Raw genomic sequence first — 24254 nt, 5'->3', positions numbered from 1 at the left:
GTGCCACGGCACGGCCCGCCCGGCACCCCCCGCGCGGGTGGTCAGCCCGCGCACTCCGGGCAGGTGCCGAAGATCTCCAGGGTGTGGCTGACGTCGGCGTAGCCGTGCTGGGCCGCCACCCGCTCGGCCCAGGTCTCCACCGTCGGCCCGGCCACCTCGACGGTGCGCCCGCAGGCGCGGCAGACCAGATGGTGGTGGTGGCCCTCGCTGCACCGGCGGTAGAGGTGCTCCCCGCCGGGCGGGCGCATCACGTCGATGTCGCCGGCGTCGGCGAGCCCCTGCAACGTCCGGTAGACGGTGGTGAGCCCGACCCGTTCACCGCGGGCGCGCAGCATGGCGTGCAGGTCCTGGGCGCTGTGGAAGCCCTCGACCTCGGCGAGCAGGGCGCTCACCGCCGACCGCTGCCGGGTGTTGCGCACGGCTCCCTCGGTCATGACCCCTCCCCGGCGTGGCTGACCGCGTCGGCCACGATGTGCGCCACGTGCTCGTCGACCAGCGCGTACGCGATCTCGCGGCCACGCCGGGAGCCGCGCACCACGCCGGCGCCGCGCAGCACCCGCAGATGCTGGGAGACCAGCGGCTGCGCCGCGCCGAGCTTCTCCACCAGCTCGTGGACGCACCTCTCACCCTGCGCCAGCTCGCTCACGATCGCCAGCCGGATCGGGGCGGAGAGGGCGCGCAGCAGGTCGCCCGCGCCCTCGAAGGCGTCATAGCCGTTGCTGCCGGTCACGTTGCAACGGTAACCAATACCGCCGACAGCCCGTGCCCCTGAGTCACCGGAGCACCACCTCGTGCGGCTCGTGGGCCGTCAGGTCGGTCGGCGCCGTCCGCCGGCGCAGCGCCCGCCAGCCGGCGGCACCGACCGCGACCACCAGGAACGAGGCGATCGCCAGCAGCACCACCGAGGCGCCCGGGGCGGTGTTGGCGTTGGCGGCCACCCAGACCCCGGCGCCGGCGGCGAAGAGGCCGAGCGTCATGGCCGCCGTCATGGTGCTGCGGAAGCCCCTGGTCACCTGCTGGGCGGTGGCCACCGGCACCACCATCAGGGCGCTGATCAGCAGCACCCCGACGGCCCGCATGGCGATGGTCACGGTCACCGCGGTGGCGACCGCCAGCAGCAGGTTCAACGCCCGCACCGGCAGCCCGGAGACCCGGGCGTACTCCTCGTCGTGGCAGACCGCGAAGAGCGCCGGGCGCAGCGCCAGCATGGTGACGCCGATGGCCGCGCCGAGCACCGCGATGGTGGCCAGGTCGGTCTTCGAGGTGGTGGTGAGCGACCCGAACAGGTACGCGTTGAGGTTGGCGCTGCTGGCGTCGGAGAGCCCGACCAGCATCACGCCGCCGGCGATGCCGCCGTAGAAGAGCAGCGCCAGCGCCAGGTCCCCGGAGGTACGCCCGCGAGCCCGGACCAGCTCGATGGTGATCGCGCCGAGGGTCGCGGCGATCACCGCCACCAGCACCGGGGAGCGGTTGAGCAGCAGGCCGGCACCGACACCGGTGAGCGCCACGTGCCCGATGCCGTCGCCGATCAGGGCCAGCCGGCGCTGCACCAGGTAGATGCCGAGCGCCGGGGCGGCCAGCCCGATCACCAGCGCCCCGAGCAGCGCCCGCCACATGAAGTCGTACTGGAAGAGGTTCATGTCAGCTGCTCCACAGCCCGGCGGGCTCCTCGGGACCGTGCGGGTGCACGTGGTCGTGGTCGGGCTCCGCGTGGTGGCCGGCCGGTTCGGGCACGGCGCCGTCGTGGCAGATGCCGCCCTGGTGGACGACGACCGCCCGGCTGATCAGCGGGCGCAGCGGGCCCAGCTCGTGGGCGACGAGCAGCACGCTGCCGCCGCCGGCCGTGAAGTCGCGCAGCGCCCCCGCGAACGCCTCCTGGCTGGCCGCGTCGACACCGGCGGTCGGCTCGTCGAGCACCAGCAGCTCCGGCTGCCCGGCCAGCGCCCGGGCGATCAGGGTGCGTTGCTGCTGGCCGCCGGAGAGGGTGGACACCGGGTCGCCCGCCCGGTCGGCGAGGCCGACCGCGTGCAGTGCCGCGTCGACCGCCACCCGGTCGGCGCGGCCCGGCGGACGCAGCACGCCCCGGCGGGCCAGCCGGCCGGAGGCGACCACCTCGCGCACGGTCGCCGGTACGCCGCTGCCGGCGCCGAGCCGCTGCGGGACGTACCCGATCCGCTGCCACTGCCGGAACCGGCGCAGCGGGGTGCCGAAGAGCTCCACCGACCCGGAGCCGAGCGGGACCAGCCCGAGCACGGCGCGGATCAGGGTGGACTTGCCGGAGCCGTTGGCGCCGAGGACGGCCACCACCTCGCCGGCGGTGACGGTCAGCGAGACGTCCCGCAGCACGGGGCGGCCGTCGTAGCCGGCCGCGGCGTGCGCGACGTGGATCACCGGCGTGGTCACGAGCACCCCAGCGCGGTCCGCAGGGTGGCCAGGTTGGTGCGCATCACCGAAAGGTAGTCGTCGCCGCCGTCACCGGAGAGCCCTTCGAGCGGGTCGAGGACGGCGGTCTTCGCGCCGACCTCGGCGGCGATGGTCTCGGCGACCTTCGGGCTGACCAGCGTCTCGAAGAAGATCGTGGTGGCGCCGTGCTCCCGGGCCTCCCGGGCGACCTCGGCCAGTCGCTGCGGGGAGGGCTCGGTGTCGGGGGTGAGGCCGGTCAGGCCGACCTGCTCCAGCCGGTAGCGCTCGGCGAGGTAGCCGAAGGCGGTGTGGCTGACCACGATCTCCCGGCGCTGGCAGGTCTCCAGGCCGGCGGTGTAGTCGGTGTCGAGCTTCTTCAGCTCGCCGCGAAGTGCGGTGGCCCGGGCGGTGTAGTCGGCGGCCCGGTCCGGGTCGACCTGGCCGAGCCGCTGGGCGAGCCGGTCGGCGACGGTGGCCAGCCGGGTCGGGTCGAGCCAGAGGTGTGGGTCCTTGCCGCCGGACTCCTGCTCGGCGTGACCGGCCTCACCCTCGTGTTCGTGCCCGCCGGCCGCGCCGCTCAGCAGCGGCTGCACGGTGGCCACGTCGAATGCGCGCTTCGCCGCGTTCTGGTCGACGGCTTCGTCCACCGCCGGCTGGAAGCCCTTGAGGTAGACGACCAGCTCGGCCTCGCTGACCTGGCCCACCTGGCCCGGGTTGAGTTCCAGGTCGTGCGGCTCGGCGCCTGGTTTGGCCAGGTTGGTGACCCGGACGGCGTCCCCGCCGACCCGCTCCGCCACGAACTGCAACGGATAGAAGGCCGCCACCACGTCCACCCGGTCCGGGTCGGCGCCGGCGCCGTCGGTGGAGCAGGCGGCGGCGCCGCCGAGGGCCAGCAGTGCGGCGACGGCGGTCAGGGCGCGGGACACGGAGCGGACGGTCATGTCGTCAACTGTCCGTGGCAACGACAATGATTGTCAAAAACGCATGATTGCATGTCAGAGCAGCTTGACCAGGGCCACTGCGATCAACAACGTCAGGATGACGAGCCGGAGCGCCCGGGTCCGCGGCGTCTGCACCGGCCAGGTGGTGGCCAGCAGGAAGCCCAGCCCGGCGGCCAGCGCCAGCAGCAGCACGCCGCCGACCGGCCCCGGCGCGAAGAACGCCACCAGCACCACGACCAGCGTGGCGAGGAACACCGACGTCGGGTTCGCCCGGGCCAGCCGGGCCAGCAGAAGGCTCTGCGTACGCTGCATCCCACAGACTCTACGAGGAGGAACCCGGTGCTGGTGACCAACCGGTTCGTGGTCGACGTCGATGGCGCGGACGACTTCGCCATCCGGGCGCACGCCGCCCTGACCGCGCTCGCCGCCCGCCCCGGCTACCTGCGCGGTGAGCTGCTCCGGGCGCTCGACGACCCCCGGCACTGGTGCCTGGTCACCGAGTGGGAGTCGGTCGGCACCTACCGGCGGGCGCTCGGCGGCTTCGACGTCAAGATCGCCGCGGTGCCGCTGCTCGCCGAGTCGCTCGACGAGCCGTCCGCGTACGAGACGCTGGCCAGTGCCGCACCGGGCGGTGAGGTCGTGGTGGCCACCAGTGATCGGGCCACGAGTCCGCACCGCTGAGACGGCGGGCACTACCCTGCTCCTATGACCGCTCCCGGCCCGGCAGCCCCACCGCCGTACCCCTCGATCCCCGGCCGGGACGGCACCCCGCCGCCCGGGTCCGGGAGCGACCCGGGAGTGCCCGGCCCGCCGCCGGGGCCCGGGGTGGTCCCGCCGTTCGCCGCGCCGCCGACCGAGGGTGGCCGGGTCCGGCTCTGGCTGGGGCTCGGCGTGGGTGCGCTCGCCCTGCTGATCTGCTGCGGCGGGGGCGGCGCGGCCGCCATCGGCCTGGTCGTCAGCAACGTGCAGGCCGTCGAGGAGCAGGGCAAGTCGGTCACCGACTCCTACTACCGGGCGCTGGTCGAGCGGGAGTTCGGCAAGGCGTACGACAAGCTCTGCGACGACGCGCAGCGGCGCGAGTCGCGGGCGGACTTCGCCCAGCGGGTGGCCGACGAGCCGCCGGTGGCCGCCTACCGGGTCGGTGAGGTGGACCCGACGGCGCTGACCGTGCCGGTCGACGTGACCCTCAGCGGCGGCGGCCGGGAGACCCAGCAGGTCACCCTCGCCGCCGACCAGCAGACCGGCGGCATGGAGGTCTGCGGGGTCAGCTGACCCGTCCGGAGTATTCTGCTGGGCTCGGGGCGTCACTGGTCGTACCGTTGTCCCGAACTGTTCGTTCCGTCCACATCGCGTCCCCGCCGACCGCCAGCCGGCGTAGGAGGAAACATGCCAGCCGACCGTATCGACGCCGTCGTCAGTCTCGCCAAGCGCCGAGGCTTCGTCTTCCCCTCCAGCGAGATCTACGGGGGCACCCGGTCGGCGTGGGACTACGGTCCGCTCGGCGTGGAGTTGAAGGAGAACGTCCGCCGGCAGTGGTGGAAGACCATGGTCCAGCAGCGCGACGACGTCGTCGGCCTGGACTCCGCGGTCATCCTGGCCCGCAAGGTCTGGGAGGCCTCCGGCCACATCGCCGAGTTCGTCGACCCGCTGACCGAGTGCCAGTCCTGCCACAAGCGGTTCCGCGCGGACCACCTGGAGGAGGCGTACGCCGAGAAGCACGGCAAGCCGCTGACCTCGCTCCAGGAGCTGAACTGCCCCAACTGCGGCAACAAGGGCACCTTCACCGAGCCGAAGATGTTCAACGGCCTGATGAAGACCTACCTCGGCCCGGTGGAGAGCGACGAGGGCATGCACTACCTGCGCCCGGAGACCGCCCAGGGCATCTTCGTCAACTACAAGAACGTCGAGACGGTCGCCCGCAAGAAGCCACCGTTCGGCATCGCGCAGACCGGCAAGTCGTTCCGCAACGAGATCACCCCGGGCAACTTCATCTTCCGGACCCGCGAGTTCGAGCAGATGGAGATGGAGTTCTTCGTCGAGCCGGGCTCGGACGAGCAGTGGCACGAGTACTGGCTCCAGGAGCGCTGGAACTGGTACCTCGACCTCGGCCTCTCCGCCGACAACCTGCGCCTCTACGAGCACCCCAAGGAGAAGCTCTCCCACTACTCGAAGCGCACCGTCGACATCGAGTACCGGTTCCAGTTCGGCGGCAGCGAGTTCGCCGAGCTGGAGGGCATCGCCAACCGCACCGACTTCGACCTCTCCACGCACAGCAAGCACTCCGGCGTCGACCTGTCCTACTTCGACCAGGCCAAGAGCGAGCGCTGGATGCCGTACGTGATCGAGCCGGCCGCCGGCCTCACCCGCGCGGTGCTGGCCTTCCTGCTCGAGGCGTACGACGAGGACGAGGCCCCGAACACCAAGGGCGGCGTGGACAAGCGCACCGTGATGCGCTTCGACCCGCGGCTGGCCCCGGTGAAGGTGGCGGTGCTGCCGCTGTCCCGCAACGAGGCGCTCTCCCCGAAGGCCAAGGGCCTCGCCGCCCAGCTGCGCAAGCGCTGGGTGGTCGAGTTCGACGACTCGCAGGCGATCGGCCGCCGCTACCGCCGGCAGGACGAGATCGGCACCCCGTTCTGCGTCACCGTCGACTTCGACACCCTCGACGACGACGCGGTGACCGTGCGCAACCGGGACACCATGGCCCAGGAGCGGGTCGCCCTGGACCAGGTCGAGCGCTACCTGATCGAGCGCCTGCCCGGCTGCTGACCGAGGCGTCCGACGGCCCCGCCCCCGGCTCGCCGGGGCGGGGCCGTCGCTCTTTTTCGGGCCATCCGGACCAATGGGCCGACCGGCCGGACCGGTGGTTGAGCCGGCTGCCAACTCGTGCGAGCATTCCCGGCGTTGAATCTCGTCACGGGGGAGTGTGCATGACGCACGAGTCGCCACAGGACCACGACCACGACCCGAAGCGACGGCGTCTGCTGCGCCGCGCCGCCACGGCCGCCGCCACCACCGCCGGCGCGGGTGTCGCCGCCGCGGTGGGGCTGCCCGGCACGGCCCAGGCCGCCCCGGGCGACAACCTCATCATGGGTACGACCAACGACGCCGGCCCGACCACCACGACGGTGAACGCCACGAACGGCTACGGCACGCTGCTGCTGAAGAACACCGCGGGGGCGCCGCTGCGGCTCGTTCCCGGCGACAACCTCTACCCCCAGGTGTTCGACTCCGAGCTCGGCACGCTGGCCGTCGACAACCAGGGTGACCTGTTCGTCAAGGCCGGGGTGGACAACGTCGACAACGCCACCGTCGGCTGGGCCTGGACGTCGGAGTGGGCGACCACCTCGGTGGCGGTCGCGCCGACCCGGGTGCTCGACACCCGGGACCCGAACCTGCGGCGCGCCATCGTCTCCGGTGCGGGTGACCTCGACTCCAGCGGCCGGCTGGTCCCCGGCAAGCCGATCGTGCTCAGTCTGGACAGCTATGTTCGGGATGGCTACGCGCTCAAGGGCAACGTGACCGTGGCCGGAATGACCGGTGGCGGCGTGCTGACCGTGTGGGGCAGCGGCACCAAGCCGGCCACCTCCACGGTGAACTGGTGGACCAGCGGGCAGGTCCTGTCGAACTTCCTCTTCACCGAACTCGGCGCCGTCGGGGCGTACCGCAGCGTGCTGACGCTCCAGGCCACCGCCTCGCCGACCCACGTGATCCTCGACATGACCAGCCTGCTGGTCGGCCACCCGAGCCAGGTGCTCGTCAGCCGTGCCTAGGCGGCCCGGACGCGCGCACCGCGCGTCGGCAGCCACCCGCCGCCCGTCAACCCAGCCCACGGGGGAATGAAGAATGACGTCGTCCGAACCTGACCGCTCCGCCTCGCGGCGCACGCTGCTGCGGCGCGCCGCCGTCACCGGTGGCGCCGCGGTCGCCGCCACGGCGGTGACCGCGGCCAACGCCACGCCCGCCGCCGCCGCGACCGGTGACCCGGTCGTCCTCGGCGGAGCCACCACGGGGGGCCTGCACACCACCGTGACCAGCGCCGCCGGGGGCGGGGCCGCCACGCTGGCCCTGCAGAACACCACCGGTGCGACCCTGCAGCTGACGCGCAAGTCCTCCACCTTCGGGTGGGGCGGTGGGCTGGTCTCCACGCCCGACGGCCTCGGAGTGCAGAAGGCTGTCGACAGCTCGTACGCGCAGTACGAGGCGCTGACCACGGCGAACGCCACCATGCTGGTGCCGATCCCGCCGACCCGGGTGCTCGACAGCCGTAGCGCGGCCGGCCGCGCCCGGCTCCTCGAGGGCGCCAACCGGGTCGACTCGCAGGGCCGGGTGCTCCCCGACACCCTGCTGGTCGTGCACCTGCGCGACATCGTCGACTACGGCGACGGCCTGATGGGCAACGTCACCGTCGCCAACACCGCGCGGGGCGGCTTCGCCACGGTCTGGGGCCGGGGCAACCTGCCCACCGCCTCGACGATCAACTGGTGGGGCGCCGGCCAGCTGCTCTCCAACGGCGTGATCTCCCAGCTCGGCGCGTACGAGACCGACGCCGGGGAGTACTACGAGGACGTGGTGGCCATCTGGGTGGCCGTCGGCGCGACGGCGGTGATCCTGGACGTCACCGGCCTGCTGGTGTTCCACCCGGACTCGGCCGTGATCAACAATGTGAAGGCCGTCTCCGGCGACCGCCTCGCGGCGGACTCCGGCACCAGCGGAGTGCGGGCCCAGGTGATCAAGGAGGCCGCCGAGCGCGGTGACCGCGAGGTGCGGACCGGTGCGTGACCACGAGGAGAGCAGCAGCATGACCAGCGACCAGAGCTCCTCGACCACCCGTCGACGGATCGTGAAGGGCGGCCTCGCGGTCGGCGCCGGCGTCGGGGTCGCGGCCGTCGTCGCCACGCCGGCGGAGGCGGCGGCCGGCGATCCGGTGCTCGCCGGGCAGCCCAACGACGCCGGCACGGCCGAGACGCTGCTGGTCGGCGGCTCGTCGGCCACCCCGACCCTGACCCTCACCCACGGCGACGGGCGTCCGCCGTTGATCCTCGCGCCCACCCCGGACGCGTCGATCCCGGCGGACCTGCCCACCGGCTCGCTGGCGATCAACGACTCGGGCGACCTGGTCATCGGCGGCAAGGCCGGGACGAAGGCGTACGTCAACACGTCCCGCTGGGCGAACCGGACGCTGGCCGTCGCGCCGAAGCGCATCCTGGACACCCGCTCGATGGCCACCTACAGCGCCAACGTGGTCACCGGCGCGGGGAACGTGCTCTCCGGCAAGCTGCAGGCCGGCAAGATCATCCACGTGACGGTGAAGAACGTACCGCCGGCGCTGGCCGAGAAGGCCACCGCGGCGTACGTCAACATCACGGTGGCGGGGACCGTCTCCGGCGGCTTCCTCACCGCGTACAGCTCCTCGATCGCCAAGCCGGGCACGTCCTCGCTGAACTGGTGGGGGCCGAACCAGGTGCTGTCGAACCTGGTCGAGGTGCAGCTGGGCAGCTACAACGGCACCCCGCTGTCGTTCGGCATCTACGTCCACTCGGCCACCTCGGTCATCGTGGACGTCTGTGGGCTGATCCTGGCCGACCCCGGCACGTACTGATCCGTACGCCGGTCGCCGTCGCGGTGCGAGTTCGCTCACCATCGCGGCGGCGACCGGCCACCGGGCCGTGGCGGGTCGCCGCCGGCATGGGATTCTTGGGTACGTGACCAGTTCCGCCGCCCCCGTCCTCCGCCCGCTCACTATCGGCCCCCACCAGGTGTGGCCGCCCGTGGTGCTTGCGCCGATGGCCGGCATCACCAACGTCGGCTTCCGGCAGCTCTGCCGGGAGCAGGGCGGTGGCATCTACGTCTGCGAGATGATCACCACCATCGCGCTGGTCGAGCGGAACCCGAAGACGCTGCGCATGATCGCCTTCGGCGACAACGAAAAGCCGCGCAGCCTCCAGCTCTACGGCACCGACCCGGAGATCACCGCCGCCGCCGTGCGGATCGTGGTGGAAAAGAACCTCGCCGACCACATCGACCTGAACTTCGGCTGCCCGGTCCCGAAGGTCACCCGCAAGGGCGGCGGGTCGGCCCTGCCGTGGCGTCGCCGGCTCTTCGCCCGGCTGGTGAGGGCCGCGGTGGACGCCGCGTCACCCGCCGGTGTGCCGGTCACCGTGAAGATGCGCAAGGGCATCGACGACGAGCACCTGACGTACGTCGAGGCGGGTCTCGCCGCCCAGGACGCCGGGGTGGCGGCGGTCGCCCTGCACGGGCGTACGGCCGCGCAGCGCTACTCCGGCACCGCCGACTGGGACGCGATCGCCACCCTCAAGCAGGCCCTCGACGTGCCGGTGCTCGGCAACGGCGACATCTGGGAGGCCGACGACGCGCTGCGGATGGTCGCCCACACCGGGGTGGACGGGGTGGTCATCGGCCGGGGCTGCCTGGGTCGGCCGTGGCTCTTCGCCGACCTGGAGGCCGCCTTCGACGGGCGCCCGGAGCGGCGGCTACCCGGCCTCGGCGAGGTCGCGGCGACCATGCGCCGCCACGCCGAGCTGCTGGTCGACCAGTTCACCGTGGGCGCGCGCAACCCGGCCCGGGGCGAGCGGGACGGCTGCACCGACTTCCGCAAGCACGTCGCCTGGTATCTCAAGGGCTTCCCCGTCGGCAGTGAGCTGCGTCGGGAGCTGGCCATGATCGAGAGCCTGGCGCAGCTCGACGACCTGCTCGGCAAGCTCGACCCGACCGAGCCGTTCCCGGTGGCCACGCTGGGCCAGCCCCGCGGGCGTACCAACTCGCCGGGCAAGGTCTTCCTGCCGGACGGCTGGCTGGCCAGCCGCGACGACGACACCGTGCCCGAGGGTGCGGAGCTGGCCGACTCCGGCGGCTGACCGGACCGACGAAAGGGCCCGACCCCTGGTGGGGTCGGGCCCTTTCGTCGTTGGTGCAGGTGGATCGTCAGGACGCGGTGTAGCCGCGGGTGGCGATCCAGTCGGCGAGGTTGTCCACGCTGATCCGGTAGGAGGCCATGTTCGGGTCGGCCGAGTCCGCGATCGTCACGGTGTTGCCGCCGTCGCGGTAGCCCACGACGCTGATGTAGTGGCCACCCTCGAAGGAGTGGGTGTTGCCGTCGGTGTCGGTGGTGGTGCCGGCGATGTTGGCGACCACGGCCCGCCCGTCGTCGATCGTGCGGACGATGTCGGCGCGCAGCTTGTCGGTCTGCTTGTCGTCGGCCTTGCTCTGGCGGATCTCCACCGAGTGGTAGGTCTTGCCGGTCTCCTTGTTCAGGACCGGGGTGATGTCGTTGATGCTGTTGGTGCCGGCCTCGGTGGTGCCCATCTCCTTGGCCATGGCGTCCACGTCGATGTTCTTACCCAGCACGCTCAGGGCGTTGCGGGTGGCGGCGGGGCCGCAGTAGTAGAAGTTGGGCTGAGCCTCGTAGCGCACGTTCAGCTCCCGCTCGCCGTGACCCTTGCGATCGGCGACGACCTGGGTCTTGTCGGCGGGGGCGGCGTGGGCGGCGATGGCGGGGCCGGCGATGCCACCGGCGGTGGCGGCGACACCAGCAGCGGTCAGGACGGTCTTGCGGATCAGATCGGTACGCATGATGGCGTGCTCCTCTGGTCGGGGGATACGCGGCACGCCCAGGGGGTGGGCGCCGCGCGAGGGGAAGTCAGATTCGGACGGCCCGGCGATCGGGGGGATCTGCGCGAGGCGCGGCCGGCGGCCGGGGGCCTGCTCGGGGGTCCGGGGGATGTAACCGTGGTGGCGGGCCGGGCATTCCATCGGCCTGCTCGGGTGGTGCGGGGGATGTAACCGGCCCGGCCGGCCGGGCATTCCATCGGCCTGCGCTTCGGGCTTACCTGCCGGGCGGGGGAGCCGCGGTGGTATGCCATGTACAACGCCCCCGACCCCCCACCGATTCCAGGCTGGGGGTGGCCCCGAGCACGGGACCCCGCAGGTCAGGCCGGACAACTGGGCCGTGGCCGCCCGGGAGGAATCGGACATCGGGGGTCGGACCGGTCGGGCCGGGGCGCTCGGGGCCGGGGTGCTCGATCCGGACCGCTCGGGCCGGACCGCTCGGGCCGGACCGCTCGGGCGGGGGCGCTCGGGCCGGACCGCTCGGGCGGGGGCGCTCGGGCGGGGGCGTTCGGGCCGGTCGGCGACCGTCGGGGCGGCGACACGGCCTCGGGAAGCCGCCCCGGTCCGGGGGCGACCGTCGGGGCGGCGACACGGCCTCGGGAGCGGACCTGACGCCGCATCCGGGGCGTTGGTGGTGCCCGAGGATGCTCTGTGCGTTGGCGGCCGGGGCGCCGTTTCGGACACTACAAACTTGATGTCGTCAACGAATCGGATGTCCGTTCATCCGCGATTCGTTCGCGTCATCAAGTTTGTAGCGGCGGGCGGGACCACCCGGCCCGACGGTGGGCAAAGCCACCTGGTCCGACGGTGGGCGGGGCCACTTGGTCCGCCCCTACCGTCGCTCAACCCGTCAACCCGAAGTCACACCAGGTCGGGCATCTGGACCAGCGGGGTCCGGGGCGTCCCGGCGCCTTTGGGCGGGAAGCCGGAGCGTCCCGGGGGACGCGGCTGGCTGTGTCGGCGCCCCCTTGTCGTCCCGCCCAGCCTGCGCGGCTGGCGCGGACTGCGCGGCAGGCGCCACCTGCTCGGCCGGGGTGGGCGGTTCGGCCGTCCAGGGGATCTCGGGCGAGCGGTGGAAGGAGATGCCGGCGGTGGTCCAGCGCGGGCCGTGTCCGGCCAGCCGGGTGCGGAACCCGGCCCAGTCGTGGGTGGCCCGGGGCGACCAGCCCAGCTCGGCGAGGGCGGGCAGCCGGGGCAGGAGCATGAACTCGACCTCCGCCAGCGAGGTGACCGACTCGGTCCAGAGCGGCGCTCCGACACCGAGGACCGCCTCCACCGGCACATCGGTCAGGTGACTGCCCGGGTCCCAGTCGTACGCACGTCGCACGTCGATCAGACCCGCCCAGTCGTGCCCGATCGGGGTGTCCGGGGCGTACTTCATGTCCAGGTAGGCGTGGTTGCCGGGGGAGAGGATGAGTCGGGCGCCCCGGCGTACCGCCTCGGCGACGACCGGGTCGTCACCGTTGGTGCCCCACCACTGGAGCACCCGCCCCTCGGTGTGCCCGGCCGGCGCGATCTGGTGCCAGCCGACCACCGTCTTGCCGAGCCCGGCGACGATCCGCTGCGCCCGCTCCACGAAGCCGGTGTACGCCTCGCCCTTGACCTTGAACGCCTCGTCCCCGCCGATGTGCAGCCACGGCCCGGGGGTGAGCGCGGCGACCTCGCCGAGCACGTCGGCGACAAAGTCGTACGTCCGCTCGTCGGTGGGGTCGAGGTAGCTGAAGCCGACCTCGGTGCCGGTGTACGGCGGTGGCGCGATCCTCCCCGGTGCCAGCTCGGGGTACGCGACCAGCGCCGCGTTGGTGTGCCCTGGCAGGTCGATCTCGGGGACGACGGTGACGTGCCGGCGGGCGGCGTACCGGACGATCCGCCGGTAGTCGGCCGCGGTGTACCAGCCGCCGGGGCCGCCGCCGACCTCGGTCGTCCCGCCGACGCTGGTCAGCCGGGGCCAGGAGTCGACGGCGATCCGCCAGCCCTGGTCGTCGGTGAGGTGCAGGTGCAGGTGGTTGAGCTTGTACCGGGCCAGGTGGTCGACGACCCGGAGCACGTCGGGGACGGCGAAGAAGTGCCGGGACACGTCCAGCATCGCCCCCCGGTACGGGAACCGGGGCCGGTCGACGATCATCCCGCCGGGCACCACCCAGCGCGCGGCGACCGGGGCCGGGCTCTCGATCGCCGCGGGCAGCAGCTGACGCAGCGTCTGCACCCCGTGGAAGAGCCCGGTCGCGGTGCCGGCGGTGATCCGGACCTCGGCGGCGGTGACATCCAGCCGGTAGCCCTCGTCGCCCAGGTCGTCCACGTCGGTGGGGTGGACCGGGCCGGCACCGGCCGGGGGCGTCGCGGCGGCCAGGCTGAGCACCAGCGGGCCTTCCGATCCGGCGCCGGCCGGGTCGGTGACCGGGAGCAGGTACCCGGTGGCGGGTCGCAGCAGCGCGGCGAGCTGCTCGGCGACGTCCCGGGCGGCCGGGACCGGGGTGACCCGCAGCGCCACGTCGGCGGAGAGGGTGAAATCGGCGGCCGGGTCCGGGTCGACCCGCGCGGGGGCCGGCACCACGTCGCCGAGCCGGGCCGGGGCGGGCGGCGTGAGCAGGTCGCCGGCCGTCCGGGCGGCGGCCCGGGCGAGGTCGCCCGCGGCCGGCTCCTGGCCGGGCAGGACGGTCTGGGCGGGCGGTTCCTGGCCGGTCTCGGGGCTGCGGGACGAGGTGGACGGCACGGTGACGGCTCCGGGGTGTAATCGCGGGGGATATGGCAAAAGTCAGGTTCAGCGGATCCAGCGTCGTCAAGGGTACGAGGGGAGCCGGAATTGCGTGATCGTGCGCATGGAAGCGCTCCCAGAAACCGGTACGTACGCGGATAGTGGTGATGGTTGTGCCGATTGTCACCGAACGGTCCCAGCCCACTCGATGTTCGCTTAACCTTCGCCCACCGAACGCTGACGACGCCGGGATTAGCGGTGGTCGGCCCCGGGGTATGAGCAACTGAACCTTCGTTAAGTGTCAATTCCGGCGCGCGTGGGAGGCTCCTGGTGGCAGCGCAAGAGACCGTGGATCACAAGTACGTCTACGACTTCGCCGAGGGCAACAGGGACCTCAAGGACCTGCTCGGCGGCAAGGGGGCCAACCTGGCCGAGATGACGAATCTCGGCCTACCGGTCCCACCCGGTTTCACCATCACCACCGAGGCGTGCAAGGCGTACCTCACCACCGGCGCGGAGCCGGAGGGGCTGGCCGGCCAGATCGAAGCGCACCTGGAGTCCCTGGAGCAGGGCATGGGCCGCCGGCTGGGCGACCCGGACGACCCGCTGCTGGTATCCGTACGCTCCGGCGCCAAGTTCTCCATGCCCGGCATGATGGAGACCGTCCTCAACGTCGGCCTCAACGACCGCAGCGTCGTCGGGCTCAGCCGGCAGGCCGGCGGCAACGACCGCTTCGCCTGGGACTCCTACCGCCGCCTGATCCAGATGTTCGGCAAGACCGTCTGCGAGGTGCCGGGCGAGGAGTTCGAGCACGCGCTCGACGAGGCCAAACGCGCCAAGGGTACGAAGAACGACCTCGACCTCGACGCCGCCGACCTGCGCGGGCTCGTCGACGCGTACAAGAAGATCTTCGCCAAGCACACCGGCCGGGAGTTCCCGCAGGAGCCGCGGGAGCAGCTCGACCTGGCCATCCGCGCGGTCTTCGAGTCGTGGAACGCCGAGCGCGCGGTGGTCTACCGCCGCCAGGAGCGCATCCCCGCCGACCTCGGCACCGCGGTCAACGTGGTGGCGATGGTCTTCGGCAACCTCGGCTCCGACTCGGGCACCGGCGTCGCCTTCACCCGCGACCCGGGAAGCGGCGCGCAGGGCATCTACGGCGACTACCTGGCCAACGCCCAGGGCGAGGACGTGGTCGCCGGCATCCGCAACACCGTGCCGTTGCAGGAGCTCGAGCAGCTGGACAAGAAGTCCTACGACGAGCTGCTCAGCTACATGGCCCGGCTCGAGGAGCACTACAAGGACCTCTGCGACATCGAGTTCACCATCGAGCGCGGCAAGCTCTGGATGCTCCAGACCCGGGTCGGCAAGCGCACCGCCGCCGCCGCGTTCGTCATCGCCGGCCAGCTCGTCGACGAGGGCCTGATCGACCTGGACGAGGCGCTGCACCGGGTCAACGGCGCACAGCTCGCCCAGCTGATGTTCCCGCGCTTCCAGCTCGACCACGACTTCCAGCCGGTCGCCAAGGGCATCGGCGCCTCCCCGGGCGCGGCCTCCGGCAAGGTGGTCTTCACCTCCGCCCGCGCGGTCGAACTCGCCGCCGAGGGCGAGTCGGTGATCCTGGTCCGCCGGGAGACCAACCCGGACGACCTCAACGGCATGATCGCCGCCAAGGGCATCCTCACCTCGCGTGGCGGCAAGACCAGCCACGCCGCCGTGGTCGCCCGCGGCATGGGCAAGACCTGCGTCTCCGGCGCCGACGAGATCGACGTCAACGTCCCGGCGAAGAAGTTCATCGTCGGCGGACAGACCGTCAACGAGGGGGACATCGTCTCCATCGACGGCACCACCGGCAAGGTCTACCTCGGCGAGGTGCCGGTCATGCCGTCGGAGGTGGTGCAGTACTTCGAGGGCAGTCTCGACCCGGCACACATCGACAACGCGCTGGTCCGGGCCGTACACCGGATCATGACGCACGCCGACGCCAACCGGCGGCTGGCGGTCCGCGCGAACGCCGACACCGGCGCGGACGCGGCCCGGGCGCGGCGGTTCGGTGCCCAGGGCATCGGCCTGTGCCGCACCGAGCACATGTTCCTCGGCGACCGCCGCGAGCTGGTGGAGCGGCTGATCCTGGCCCGCACCGACGACGAGCGGGAGGCGGCGCTCGACGCGCTGCTGCCGTTGCAGCGCGACGACTTCGTGGAGATCTTCCGCGAGATGGACGGACTGCCGGTCACCGTGCGGCTGATCGACCCGCCGCTGCACGAGTTCCTGCCCCCGCTGGAGCAGCTCGCGGTCAACGTCGCCGTCGCCCAGGAGCGCGGCGAGGACGTCGCCAAGGAGGAGGCGCTGCTCGCCGCCGTCCGGCGGATGCACGAGGAGAACCCGATGCTGGGCCTGCGGGGCGTCCGCCTCGGCCTGGTCATCCCCGGCCTCTTCGCGATGCAGGTCCGGGCCATCACGGAAGCCGCCGTGGCGGTCACCCGGGACGGCGCGTCCGCCTGCCCGGAGATCATGGTCCCGCTGGTCGGGGCGGTCCAGGAGCTGGAGACGGTACGCGCCGAGGCCGAGAAGATCATCGCGGAGGTGGTCGGGGACAGCGGCGTCGACGTGCTGATCGGCACCATGATCGAGGTGCCCCGGGCGGCGCTGACCGCCGGGCAGATCGCGGAGGCGGCGCAGTTCTTCTCCTTCGGCACCAACGACCTGACCCAGATGGGCTGGGGCTTCTCCCGCGACGACGTCGAGGGCGCGTTCTTCTGGCGCTACCTGGAGCTGGGCATCTTCGGCATCTCGCCGTTCGAGTCCATCGACCGGGAGGGCGTCGGCCGGCTGATCCGGATCGCCGCCGAGGAGGGCCGGGCCGCCCGCCCGGAGCTGAAGCTCGGTGTCTGCGGCGAGCACGGCGGTGACCCCGACTCGGTGCACTTCTTCCACGAGGTGGGGCTGGACTACGTCTCCTGCTCGCCGTTCCGGGTGCCGGTGGCCCGGCTGGAGGCCGGCCGCGCCGCCATCGAGACGGCCGGCTCCGACAGCCGCTGACCAGCGCTCGCACCACCAGCACGGCGGCGGCCCCGACCCCGGGGCCGTCGCCGTCGCCGTCCCCGGGGCCGGCCCGCCGGTCAGACCGGTGGCCGCCGACGGCCCGTCGACCGGGTGACGCGGCGCGGCAGCGTCGTCATCGGGGTACGCGTGGCCAGCGCGCCGTCCGCCTGGCGCACCGGCGTGGCGCCCGTCCCGCAGCGGTGCGTGTCGACCACCGAGCCGGCCCGGTCGGCCACCGCCCGAGCCTCCTCGTGCAACCCCTCCAGGTCGGTCGCCGCCCCGGTGACCAGCGTGAGCAGCGCGTGCCGCCCGGCCGGGTAGGTCACCACCGTGGCGGTGGCGGTGCGCACCACCGACTCCCGGAAGCCGCTCCGGCACACCGTGTGGGCGACCTGGTGCCCGAGGCCGAAGCCCACCGCGGAGAGGGCGGCCAGGTGGACCGCCTCCGTCGATGGCAGGTCGCTGGAGATCAGCAGGCCGTCCCGGCCGGCCAGCACCGTGCCGGTCACCTCGGGCCGGCGCCGCCGCAACCCCCGCAGCTCCCCGTCCATCACCGCTTCGACGTCCACGAGCGCCCCCGATCCTCGCGTTCCGGTCCTTCACGTCACGTACCGCTTCCGGAACGCTACCGAAGGCCACGCCGTCCCGCGATCCCGTGCCGGTCGGCGATCGGACGACAAGCCGGTCCGATCGGCGGTTGCGGGCGCGTCCTCCGGGGCTCGTCGGCGGGCCGCACCGCCCGTTCCGGCGTAACCTGGGCTCCCGCGACCGATGCGGACGACCGGTGGAGGGTGGCTGCATGACCAGCGTCTGGGCAAGCATGACCGTCGACGCCCTGGACCCGGGCCGGCTGGCCCGCTGGTGGGCCGAGGCGCTCGGCTACCAGGTGGTCAGCGAGGACGCGGACGCGGTGGAGATCCGCCGGTCCGCCGACCGGCTGCCCGGCATCGTCTTCGTTCCAGTGGCCGAGGCCAAGCGCACCAAGAACCGGATCCACCTCGACCTGGCCCCCGACGACCAGGAGGCCGAGGTCGAACGGCTGGTCGACATGGGCGCCCGGCACGTCGACATCGACCAGGGCGACGTCTACTGGACCGTGCTGGCCGACCCCGAGGGCAACGAGTTCTGCGTGCTCCGGCCGCAGGGCTGAGCGGTGGGCGTCGACGAGGACGCGGCCGACGCCTGCCGTCGGGTCGAGGAGCCGCCCAAGGACACCGGCTACGGGCGGTCGCCGTACGAGCGGGACCGGGCCCGGGTGCTGCACTCGGCGGCCTTCCGCCGGCTCGCCGCCAAGACCCAGGTACACCTCGCCGGCACCGACGACTTCCTGCGTACCCGGCTGACCCACTCGCTGGAGGTGGCCCAGATCGCCCGGGAGATGGGCGCCCGGCTGGGCTGCGACCCGGACGTGGTCGACGTCGCCGGGCTGGCCCACGACCTCGGGCACCCGCCGTTCGGGCACAACGGTGAGGACGCCCTCGACCGGCTCGCCGCGCCCTGCGGCGGGTTCGAGGGCAACGCGCAGACGCTGCGGGTGCTGACCCGGCTGGAGGCCAAGGTGCTGGCGCCCGACAGCGCCCCGGCCGGGCTGAACCTCACCCGGGCCTCGCTCGACGCGGTCACCAAGTACCCCTGGCCCCGCCAGCCCGGGCTGCGCAAGTTCGGCGTGTACGCCGACGACCGGCCGGTCTTCGACTGGCTGCGGGCCGGCGCCCCGGCCGGCGACGGCCTGCCCGGTGGCGCCCGGCGCTGCCTGGAGGCGCAGGTGATGGACTGGGCCGACGACGTGGCGTACTCGGTGCACGACGTGGAGGACGGCATCCACGGCGGGTACCTGTCGCTGCGCCCGCTGCTCGACGACCCGGACGAGCGGACCGCGCTCTGCGTCGACGCGGCCGCCGTGTACTCCGGCGAGTCCCCGGCCGACCTGGGCGAGGTGCTGGTCGAGCTGCTCGCCGAGCCGGTGCTCGCCCCGCTCGCCGGGTACGACGGCAGCCACCGGGCGCAGGTCGCCCTGAAGACCACCACCAGCGTGCTCACCGGCCGCTTCGTCTCCACCGTGGTGAGCGCCACCCGGGAGCGCTTCGGCTCCGGCCCGCACCGCCGGTACGCCGCCGACCTGGTCGTGCCTCGCCGGATCCGGGCCCAGTGCGCCCTGCTGAAGGGGATGGCCTGGCGGTACGTGATGCGCCGGGCCGGCGCGCGCGCCCGGTACGAGCGGCAGCGGGAGATCCTCGCCGAACTGGTCGCCGCCCTGGCCGACCGGGCGCCGGACGTGCTGGACCCGGTCTTCGCGCCGCTGTGGCGGGCCGCCGGGGACGACGCCGCCCGGCTGCGGGTGGTGGTCGACCAGGTCGCCTCGCTCACCGACCCGGCGGCCCTGGCCTGGCACGCCCGCCTGGTCGACCGGACCATCACGCCGTCGGCCGACGGCGCCGGACCACCGACTGGGGGCGGGTGGCCGACTTAGGCTAGCCTAACTGCATGACGGAGCGCCCCAAGACAGTCACGTCCGCCCGGGTCGTACGGACCGAGCGGCCCACCCCGCACCTGATCCGCCTCGTGCTCGGCGGGGAGGAACTGGCCGGACTGCCGGTGGGCGAGTACACCGACCACTACATCAAGCTGGTCTTCCCGCCGGCCGGCGTGACGTACCCGCGTCCGGTGGACCTGGCGACCATCAAGCGGGAGTACCCGGCGGGGCAGTGGCCCCGGCTGCGCGCGTACACCGTGCGGGCCTGGGACCCGGCGGCCGGGGAGCTGACCGTCGACGTGGTGCACCACGGTGACGAAGGGCTGGCCGGCCCGTGGGCTGCGGCGCTGCGCCCGGGCGACGAGGTGCTCTTCACCGGCCCCGGCGGCGCGTACGCCCCGGACCCGGCCGCCGACTGGCACCTGCTGGCCGGGGACGAGAGCGCCCTGCCGGCGATCGCCGCCGCGCTGGAGCGGCTGCCGGCCGGCGCCCCGGCGAAGGTCTTCGTCGAGGTGGCGGGCCCGGCCGACGAGCTGCCGCTGGCCAGCCCCGGCAGGGTGGAGCTGAGCTGGCTGCACCGGGGCGGCCGGCCGGTGGGCGAGGCGCTGGTCGAGGCCGTCCGGGCGCTCGACTTCCCGTCCGGCGCGGTGTGCGCCTTCGTCCACGGCGAGGCCGCCTCGGTCAAGGAGCTGCGCCGACTGTTGCGGGTCGAGCGGGGCGTGCCCCGGGAGGCGCTCTCCATCTCCGGCTACTGGCGGCGCGGCATGGACGACGAGGGCTGGCGCCGTACCAAGGCGGACTGGAACCGCCAGGTGGAGGCCGAGGAGGCCACCGCCGTCGTCTGACGGCCCCGGGCCCCCGGCTCGCCCGCGGCCCGTTCCGGTGACAGCCGGCGACATGTGACCTGTCCGCCCATTGCGCCCCCGCACGATGTGACCATGGCGGAGCAGGCGCGGGAGGTGGCCGGGCCCACCGGGCGTACCGACCCGGTGGTGCTGGTGCTGGGCGTCGTCGGGGTGCTGGCGGTGGTCGGCTGGGGCATGCTCGGCGGCAGCTCGCTGGCCGGCTTCGGCAAGGCCGGCCTGGGCTGGGTGATCAGCACGTTCGGCTGGTTCTTCGTGGTGGCCGCCGACGCGTTCCTGGTCCTCTCGGTGGTGATCGCGGCCTCCCGCTTCGGCCGCATCCGCCTCGGCGCGGACGACGACGAACCGGAGTTCAGCACGCTCGCCTGGGTGTCGATGATGTTCAGCACCGGCATGGGCATCGGCCTGGTCTTCTACGCGGTCGCCGAGCCGATCCAGCACTACGCCTCGCCGCCGCCCGCCGCCCACGTGCCGCCGCAATCCCCGGCCGCCGCCGAGGCGGCGATGCAGTACACCCTGTTCCACTGGACGCTGCACCCGTGGGGGATCTACGCGATCGCCGCGCTGGCGCTGGCGTACTCGACGTTCCGCAAGCAGCGCGGCAGCCGGATCTCCGCGGCCTTCGAGCCGCTGCTCGGCCGGCGGGCGTACGGCCGGATCGGCCAGGCGGTCGACCTGCTGGCGGTCTTCGCCACCGTCTTCGGCTCGGCCACCAGCCTCGGCCTGGGCGCTCTCCAGGTGGCCGCCGGCCTGGGCAGCGCGACCGCCGTGCCGGACAGCACCGCGGTCGAGCTGCTGGTGATCGCCGCGCTCACCGCCGCGTTCGTGGTCTCCGCCTTCACCGGCCTGCACAAGGGCATCAAGTGGCTCTCCACCAGCAACGTGGTGCTGGCGGTCGGGCTGATGGTCTTCGTCTTCGTGGCCGGGCCGACCATCTACACGCTGGAGGTGCTGCCGGCCTCGGTCGGTGACTACCTCAGCCACCTGACCGTCATGTCCACCCGGACCGGGGCGTTCTCCGACCCGGCCTGGCTGGGCGCGTGGACCATCTTCTACTGGGCGTGGTGGATCTCCTGGGCGCCGTTCGTCGGCATCTTCATCGCCCGGATCTCGAAGGGCCGCACGATCCGGCAGTTCGTCACCGGGGTGCTGCTGGTGCCCAGTGGGGCCAGCATCGTCTGGTTCGCGATCATGGGTGGCACCGCCCTGCGGGTGCAGACCACCGGCGCCCGCGACCTGGTCGGCGACGTGAGAGCCAGCACCGAGAACGCGCTCTTCGGCCTGCTCCAGGCGCTGCCGTTGGCCACGCTGACCACCGTGCTGGCGTCGGTGCTGGTGGCGCTCTTCTTCATCACGGGGGCCGACTCGGCGGCGCTCGTACTGGGCTCGCTGAGCTCCCGGGGTTCGCTGCGGCCACATCGGGGCGTGGTGGTGCTCTGGGGGGTGCTGATCGGCGCGGTCGCCGCGGCGCTGCTGCTCGCCGGGGGTCTGGCCGCCCTCCAGCAGGCGACGATCCTGGTCGCGCTGCCGTTCGTGGTGGTGATGCTCGGCCTCGCCGTGGCGCTGCTGCGGGACATGGCGCAGGATCCGGCCGTCAACCCGCGCCCGACCCGGCCCCGGCCGTACGGGATCGCCGCCGCGGTGCGCGCCGCCCGGTCCTACGAGGAGGAGGACCCGCCACCGGTGACCCGCTGGTTCCACCGCGGGCCGGGCTGACGCGGGTTGCGCCACACGCCGTCCCCCCGGCGGCGGATCGTCCGTCCGACAGGGCAGGATGTAGGGCCGAGGGGGTGGGACCATGGCGGGGCGGATCCGGGACGAGGACATCGCGCTGGTCCGGGAGCGCACCTCCATCGCCGAGGTGATCTCGGACACGGTGACCCTCAAGTCGGCCGGCGGCGGCAACCTCAAGGGGCTCTGCCCGTTCCACGACGAGAAGAGCCCGTCGTTCAACGTCTCGCCCGCCCGCAACGTCTGGTACTGCTTCGGCTGCGGCGCCGGCGGCGACGCGATCAAGTTCCTGATGGACGCCGAGCACCTGAGCTTCGTCGAGTCCGTCGAGCGGCTCGCCGACCGCGTCGGCATCCAGCTGCGCTACATCGAGAACGACAACGTCGCGCCGCGCGCCCGGCCGCAGCAGGGGCAGAAGCAGCGCCTGGTGGCGGCGCACGCGGCGGCGGTGGAGTTCTACCGGGCCCAGCTCAGCACGGCGGGCGCCCGGCCGGCGCGGGAGTTCCTCGCCCAGCGCGGCTTCGACCGGGCCGCCGCCGAGCGGTACGGCTGCGGCTTCGCCCCGGACGCCTGGGACCTGCTCACCAAGCACCTGCGCCAGCAGGGCTTCAGCCACGACGAGCTGGTCACGGCCGGGCTGTCCCGCCCGTCCCGCTCGGGCACCCTGATCGACCGGTTCCGGCGCCGGCTGATGTGGCCGATCCGGGACATCACCGGCGACGTGATCGGCTTCGGCGCCCGCAAGCTCTTCGCCGACGACGACGGCCCGAAATACCTCAACACCCCCGAGACGCCGATCTACAAGAAGTCGCACGTCCTCTACGGCATCGACCAGGCCAAGCGGGAGATCGCCAAGCAGGGCAAGGTGGTCGTGGTCGAGGGCTACACCGACGTGATGGCTTGCCACCTGGCCGGGGTGACCACGGCCGTGGCGACCTGCGGCACCGCGTTCGGCAGCGACCACATCGGGGTGCTGCGCCGGCTGCTGCTGGACACCGACGCGGTGGCCGGCGAGGTCATCTTCACCTTCGACGGGGACGCCGCCGGGCAGAAGGCGGCGCTGCGCGCCTTCGAGGACGACCAGCGCTTCGTCGGCCGTACCTTCATCGCGGTCAGCCCGGACAACATGGACCCGTGTGAGCTGCGGCTGGCCAAGGGTGATCTGGCCGTGCGCGACCTGGTCGCCCGCCGCGAGCCGCTCGTCGACTTCGCCCTCCGCCACGTGATCAACCGGTACGACCTGGACACCGTCGACGGCCGGGTGGAGGCGATGCGCCGGGCCGCCCCACTGGTCGCCAAGATCAAGGACCGGGAGAAGCGCCCCGAGTACGTCCGCAAGCTCGCCGGCGACCTCGGCATGGAGATCGAGCCGGTGCAGCGGGCGGTGCTCGCCGCCGACGCCGCCCCGGACACCGGGGGCAGGACCGGCCCCGCGCCGGCCCGGTCCCGGGTGGCGGAGCCGGCGGTGGACAGCCCCCAGTCGATGGTCGAGCGGGAGGCGCTGAAGCTCGCCCTCCAGGAGCCGGTGCTCGCCGGGCCGATGTTCGACGCGGTCGAGGCCTCGGCCTACCGGCACCCGGTACACGCCGCCGTCCGGGCGGCGATCGCCGCGGCCGGCGGTGCCGCGGCGGCGGCCGGCGGCGCCGTCTGGATCTCCTCGGTCCGCGACGCCTGCGACGACCTCGTCGCGCAGGCCCTGATCGGGGAGCTCTCCGTCGAGCCGCTGCGGATCGACGGAGAGCCCGACCCGAGGTACGTCTCGATCACGGTGGCCCAGTTGCAGTGGGGCTCGGTGACCGCCCGGATCCGGGACCTCAAATCGAAGATCCAGCGGGTCAACCCGGTCAACAACAAGGACGAGTACTTCGCCCTCTTCGGGGAACTGCTCTCGCTGGAGCAGCACGCGCGGGCGCTGCGCGAGCAGGCCGCGGGAGGACTGTGATGGGACTGTTCGGCCGGAAACCGAAACTGCCGCCCGCCGCCCGGCCCCCGCTGGCCGACGACGAGCGGGTGCTGGCCTGGGCCACCGCCGGCAACGGCGAGGGCGACGGCGTGGTGGTCGCCAGCAACCTCGGGCTCTGGCTGCCCGGCCGGCCGCACCGGCTCGGCTGGCACGACATCCTCAAGGCGGTCTGGTCCGGCCGCGAGCTGACCGTCACTCCGGCCGAGCGGGTCACCGACCGGGACGGCTACCAGGTGGTGGCCGACTGCCCCGCCGAGACCTACCTCCTGCTCGACCCGGGCGACCTGCCGCACCAGGTGCGGGCCCGGGTGACCCGCTCGGTGGCGTACACCGAGCAGCACCCGGTGCCCGGCGGCGCGGGACGGATCGCGGCCCGGCGGGTCGCCGGCGCCGACGGCCTGGCCTGGACGGTCCGCTACGAGCCCGGCACCCCGGTCGACGACGAGGCGGTGCTGGCCGAGACCGACCGGCTGGTCGCGGCGGCCCGGGCCGCCACCGCCCCGGCGGACGTCTGAGC

23 protein-coding genes are annotated in these 24254 nt (G+C 73.1%); 14 read left to right on the top strand and 9 right to left on the bottom strand.

Annotated features, from left to right (window positions below; all coding sequences use genetic code 11):
- Positions 1-41 precede the first annotated feature (41 nt).
- From AC5RWQ_RS12495 to AC5RWQ_RS12470, 6 genes are read right to left on the bottom strand one after another with little or no spacing between them, the layout of a single operon-like run.
- Positions 42-434 (bottom strand): Fur family transcriptional regulator, encoded by a 393-nt coding sequence (locus tag AC5RWQ_RS12495; protein WP_334493115.1) that lies wholly within the window; start codon positions 432-434, stop codon positions 42-44.
- Positions 431-730: an ArsR/SmtB family transcription factor gene (locus tag AC5RWQ_RS12490; protein ID WP_334493112.1), complete on the bottom strand. Its 300-nt coding sequence runs from the start codon at positions 728-730 to the stop codon at positions 431-433. The genes AC5RWQ_RS12495 and AC5RWQ_RS12490 overlap by 4 nt, the downstream gene beginning before the upstream one ends.
- Positions 731-773: 43 nt before the next feature.
- Positions 774-1640 (bottom strand): metal ABC transporter permease, encoded by an 867-nt coding sequence (locus AC5RWQ_RS12485; protein WP_494282895.1) that lies wholly within the window; start codon positions 1638-1640, stop codon positions 774-776.
- 1 nt (position 1641) lies between these two features.
- On the bottom strand, positions 1642-2403 hold the full coding sequence (locus AC5RWQ_RS12480; RefSeq protein WP_334493105.1) for a metal ABC transporter ATP-binding protein: 762 nt from the start codon (positions 2401-2403) through the stop codon (positions 1642-1644).
- Positions 2400-3344 (bottom strand): metal ABC transporter substrate-binding protein, encoded by a 945-nt coding sequence (locus tag AC5RWQ_RS12475; protein ID WP_494282894.1) that lies wholly within the window; start codon positions 3342-3344, stop codon positions 2400-2402. Before AC5RWQ_RS12475 ends, AC5RWQ_RS12480 begins: the two co-directional genes overlap by 4 nt.
- Before the next feature lie 54 nt (positions 3345-3398).
- Positions 3399-3656, bottom strand: a complete 258-nt coding sequence (locus tag AC5RWQ_RS12470) for a DUF6703 family protein (RefSeq protein ID WP_494282893.1) — start codon at positions 3654-3656, stop codon at positions 3399-3401.
- A 27-nt stretch (positions 3657-3683) separates the two neighbouring features.
- On the opposite strand from AC5RWQ_RS12470, the gene AC5RWQ_RS12465 reads away from it, so the two are divergent.
- The 7 genes from AC5RWQ_RS12465 to dusB all read left to right on the top strand — a co-directional run bounded on the left by AC5RWQ_RS12465 (position 3684) and on the right by dusB (position 10219).
- Positions 3684-4025, top strand: coding sequence for an antibiotic biosynthesis monooxygenase family protein (locus AC5RWQ_RS12465; RefSeq protein WP_494282892.1), 342 nt, complete (start codon positions 3684-3686; stop codon positions 4023-4025).
- A gap of 117 nt (positions 4026-4142) precedes the next feature.
- Positions 4143-4616 carry a hypothetical protein gene (locus AC5RWQ_RS12460; protein WP_494282979.1) on the top strand — a complete coding sequence of 158 codons (474 nt, stop codon included), beginning with the start codon at positions 4143-4145 and terminating at the stop codon, positions 4614-4616.
- Between the two features lie 114 nt (positions 4617-4730).
- Positions 4731-6110, top strand: a complete 1380-nt coding sequence (locus AC5RWQ_RS12455; protein WP_494282891.1) for a glycine--tRNA ligase — start codon at positions 4731-4733, stop codon at positions 6108-6110.
- A 161-nt stretch (positions 6111-6271) separates the two neighbouring features.
- Positions 6272-7114, top strand: coding sequence for a hypothetical protein (locus AC5RWQ_RS12450; RefSeq protein ID WP_494282890.1), 843 nt, complete (start codon positions 6272-6274; stop codon positions 7112-7114).
- A 73-nt stretch (positions 7115-7187) separates the two neighbouring features.
- Positions 7188-8123, top strand: coding sequence for a hypothetical protein (locus AC5RWQ_RS12445; protein WP_494282889.1), 936 nt, complete (start codon positions 7188-7190; stop codon positions 8121-8123).
- Positions 8116-8943, top strand: coding sequence for a hypothetical protein (locus tag AC5RWQ_RS12440; RefSeq protein WP_494282888.1), 828 nt, complete (start codon positions 8116-8118; stop codon positions 8941-8943). Before AC5RWQ_RS12445 ends, AC5RWQ_RS12440 begins: the two co-directional genes overlap by 8 nt.
- A 103-nt stretch (positions 8944-9046) precedes the next feature.
- Positions 9047-10219 carry a tRNA dihydrouridine synthase DusB gene (gene dusB, locus AC5RWQ_RS12435; RefSeq protein ID WP_494282887.1) on the top strand — a complete coding sequence of 391 codons (1173 nt, stop codon included), beginning with the start codon at positions 9047-9049 and terminating at the stop codon, positions 10217-10219.
- A gap of 67 nt (positions 10220-10286) precedes the next feature.
- Here dusB and AC5RWQ_RS12430 read toward each other — a convergent pair whose 3' ends face one another.
- Positions 10287-10934, bottom strand: a complete 648-nt coding sequence (locus AC5RWQ_RS12430) for a C39 family peptidase (RefSeq protein WP_494282886.1) — start codon at positions 10932-10934, stop codon at positions 10287-10289.
- Between the two features lie 886 nt (positions 10935-11820).
- Complete coding sequence (locus tag AC5RWQ_RS12425) at positions 11821-13683, bottom strand: beta-N-acetylhexosaminidase (RefSeq protein ID WP_494282885.1); 1863 nt, start codon at positions 13681-13683, stop codon at positions 11821-11823.
- 312 nt (positions 13684-13995) lie between these two features.
- Here AC5RWQ_RS12425 and ppdK point away from each other — a divergent pair, with 312 nt between their 5' ends.
- Complete coding sequence (gene ppdK, locus AC5RWQ_RS12420) at positions 13996-16704, top strand: pyruvate, phosphate dikinase (protein WP_494282884.1); 2709 nt, start codon at positions 13996-13998, stop codon at positions 16702-16704.
- An 80-nt stretch (positions 16705-16784) separates the two neighbouring features.
- Here ppdK and AC5RWQ_RS12415 read toward each other — a convergent pair whose 3' ends face one another.
- Positions 16785-17276 (bottom strand): roadblock/LC7 domain-containing protein, encoded by a 492-nt coding sequence (locus AC5RWQ_RS12415; protein WP_494282883.1) that lies wholly within the window; start codon positions 17274-17276, stop codon positions 16785-16787.
- A gap of 230 nt (positions 17277-17506) precedes the next feature.
- Between AC5RWQ_RS12415 and AC5RWQ_RS12410 the strand changes: the two genes are divergently transcribed.
- The 6 genes from AC5RWQ_RS12410 (at position 17507) to AC5RWQ_RS12385 (ending at position 24252) form a co-directional block, all read left to right on the top strand.
- The gene (locus AC5RWQ_RS12410; RefSeq protein WP_494282882.1) at positions 17507-17857 is read left to right on the top strand and encodes a VOC family protein; all 351 of its coding nucleotides are present in this window, start codon (positions 17507-17509) and stop codon (positions 17855-17857) included.
- 3 nt (positions 17858-17860) lie between these two features.
- Positions 17861-19177: a deoxyguanosinetriphosphate triphosphohydrolase gene (locus tag AC5RWQ_RS12405; protein ID WP_494282881.1), complete on the top strand. Its 1317-nt coding sequence runs from the start codon at positions 17861-17863 to the stop codon at positions 19175-19177.
- 14 nt (positions 19178-19191) lie between these two features.
- A complete protein-coding gene (locus tag AC5RWQ_RS12400; RefSeq protein ID WP_494282880.1) occupies positions 19192-20025 on the top strand; it encodes a siderophore-interacting protein in 834 nt (277 codons plus the stop codon).
- Between the two features lie 93 nt (positions 20026-20118).
- Positions 20119-21759: a BCCT family transporter gene (locus AC5RWQ_RS12395; protein WP_494282879.1), complete on the top strand. Its 1641-nt coding sequence runs from the start codon at positions 20119-20121 to the stop codon at positions 21757-21759.
- Between the two features lie 82 nt (positions 21760-21841).
- A complete protein-coding gene (dnaG, locus tag AC5RWQ_RS12390; protein WP_494282878.1) occupies positions 21842-23716 on the top strand; it encodes a DNA primase in 1875 nt (624 codons plus the stop codon).
- Positions 23716-24252 carry a hypothetical protein gene (locus tag AC5RWQ_RS12385; protein ID WP_334492370.1) on the top strand — a complete coding sequence of 179 codons (537 nt, stop codon included), beginning with the start codon at positions 23716-23718 and terminating at the stop codon, positions 24250-24252. The genes dnaG and AC5RWQ_RS12385 overlap by 1 nt, the downstream gene beginning before the upstream one ends.
- Positions 24253-24254: the final 2 nt, after the last annotated feature.

It is taken from the genome of Micromonospora sp. BS32 (genome assembly GCF_059089345.1).
Note: the sequence above shows the minus strand (reverse complement) of the source record. Positions and strands in the feature narration are given on the sequence as shown.

Coding starts and splice junctions, on each gene's coding strand:
- AC5RWQ_RS12385 (WP_334492370.1), top strand. CDS start 23,716: ATGGGACTGTTCGGCCGGAAACCGAAACTGCCGCCCGCCGCCCGGCCC.
- AC5RWQ_RS12495 (WP_334493115.1), bottom strand. CDS start 434: ATGACCGAGGGAGCCGTGCGCAACACCCGGCAGCGGTCGGCGGTGAGC.
- AC5RWQ_RS12485 (WP_494282895.1), bottom strand. CDS start 1,640: ATGAACCTCTTCCAGTACGACTTCATGTGGCGGGCGCTGCTCGGGGCG.
- AC5RWQ_RS12445 (WP_494282889.1), top strand. CDS start 7,188: ATGACGTCGTCCGAACCTGACCGCTCCGCCTCGCGGCGCACGCTGCTG.
- AC5RWQ_RS12410 (WP_494282882.1), top strand. CDS start 17,507: ATGACCAGCGTCTGGGCAAGCATGACCGTCGACGCCCTGGACCCGGGC.
- AC5RWQ_RS12400 (WP_494282880.1), top strand. CDS start 19,192: ATGACGGAGCGCCCCAAGACAGTCACGTCCGCCCGGGTCGTACGGACC.
- AC5RWQ_RS12430 (WP_494282886.1), bottom strand. CDS start 10,934: ATGCGTACCGATCTGATCCGCAAGACCGTCCTGACCGCTGCTGGTGTC.
- dnaG (WP_494282878.1), top strand. CDS start 21,842: ATGGCGGGGCGGATCCGGGACGAGGACATCGCGCTGGTCCGGGAGCGC.
- AC5RWQ_RS12450 (WP_494282890.1), top strand. CDS start 6,272: ATGACGCACGAGTCGCCACAGGACCACGACCACGACCCGAAGCGACGG.
- AC5RWQ_RS12455 (WP_494282891.1), top strand. CDS start 4,731: ATGCCAGCCGACCGTATCGACGCCGTCGTCAGTCTCGCCAAGCGCCGA.
- AC5RWQ_RS12470 (WP_494282893.1), bottom strand. CDS start 3,656: ATGCAGCGTACGCAGAGCCTTCTGCTGGCCCGGCTGGCCCGGGCGAAC.
- AC5RWQ_RS12475 (WP_494282894.1), bottom strand. CDS start 3,344: ATGACCGTCCGCTCCGTGTCCCGCGCCCTGACCGCCGTCGCCGCACTG.
- AC5RWQ_RS12395 (WP_494282879.1), top strand. CDS start 20,119: ATGGCGGAGCAGGCGCGGGAGGTGGCCGGGCCCACCGGGCGTACCGAC.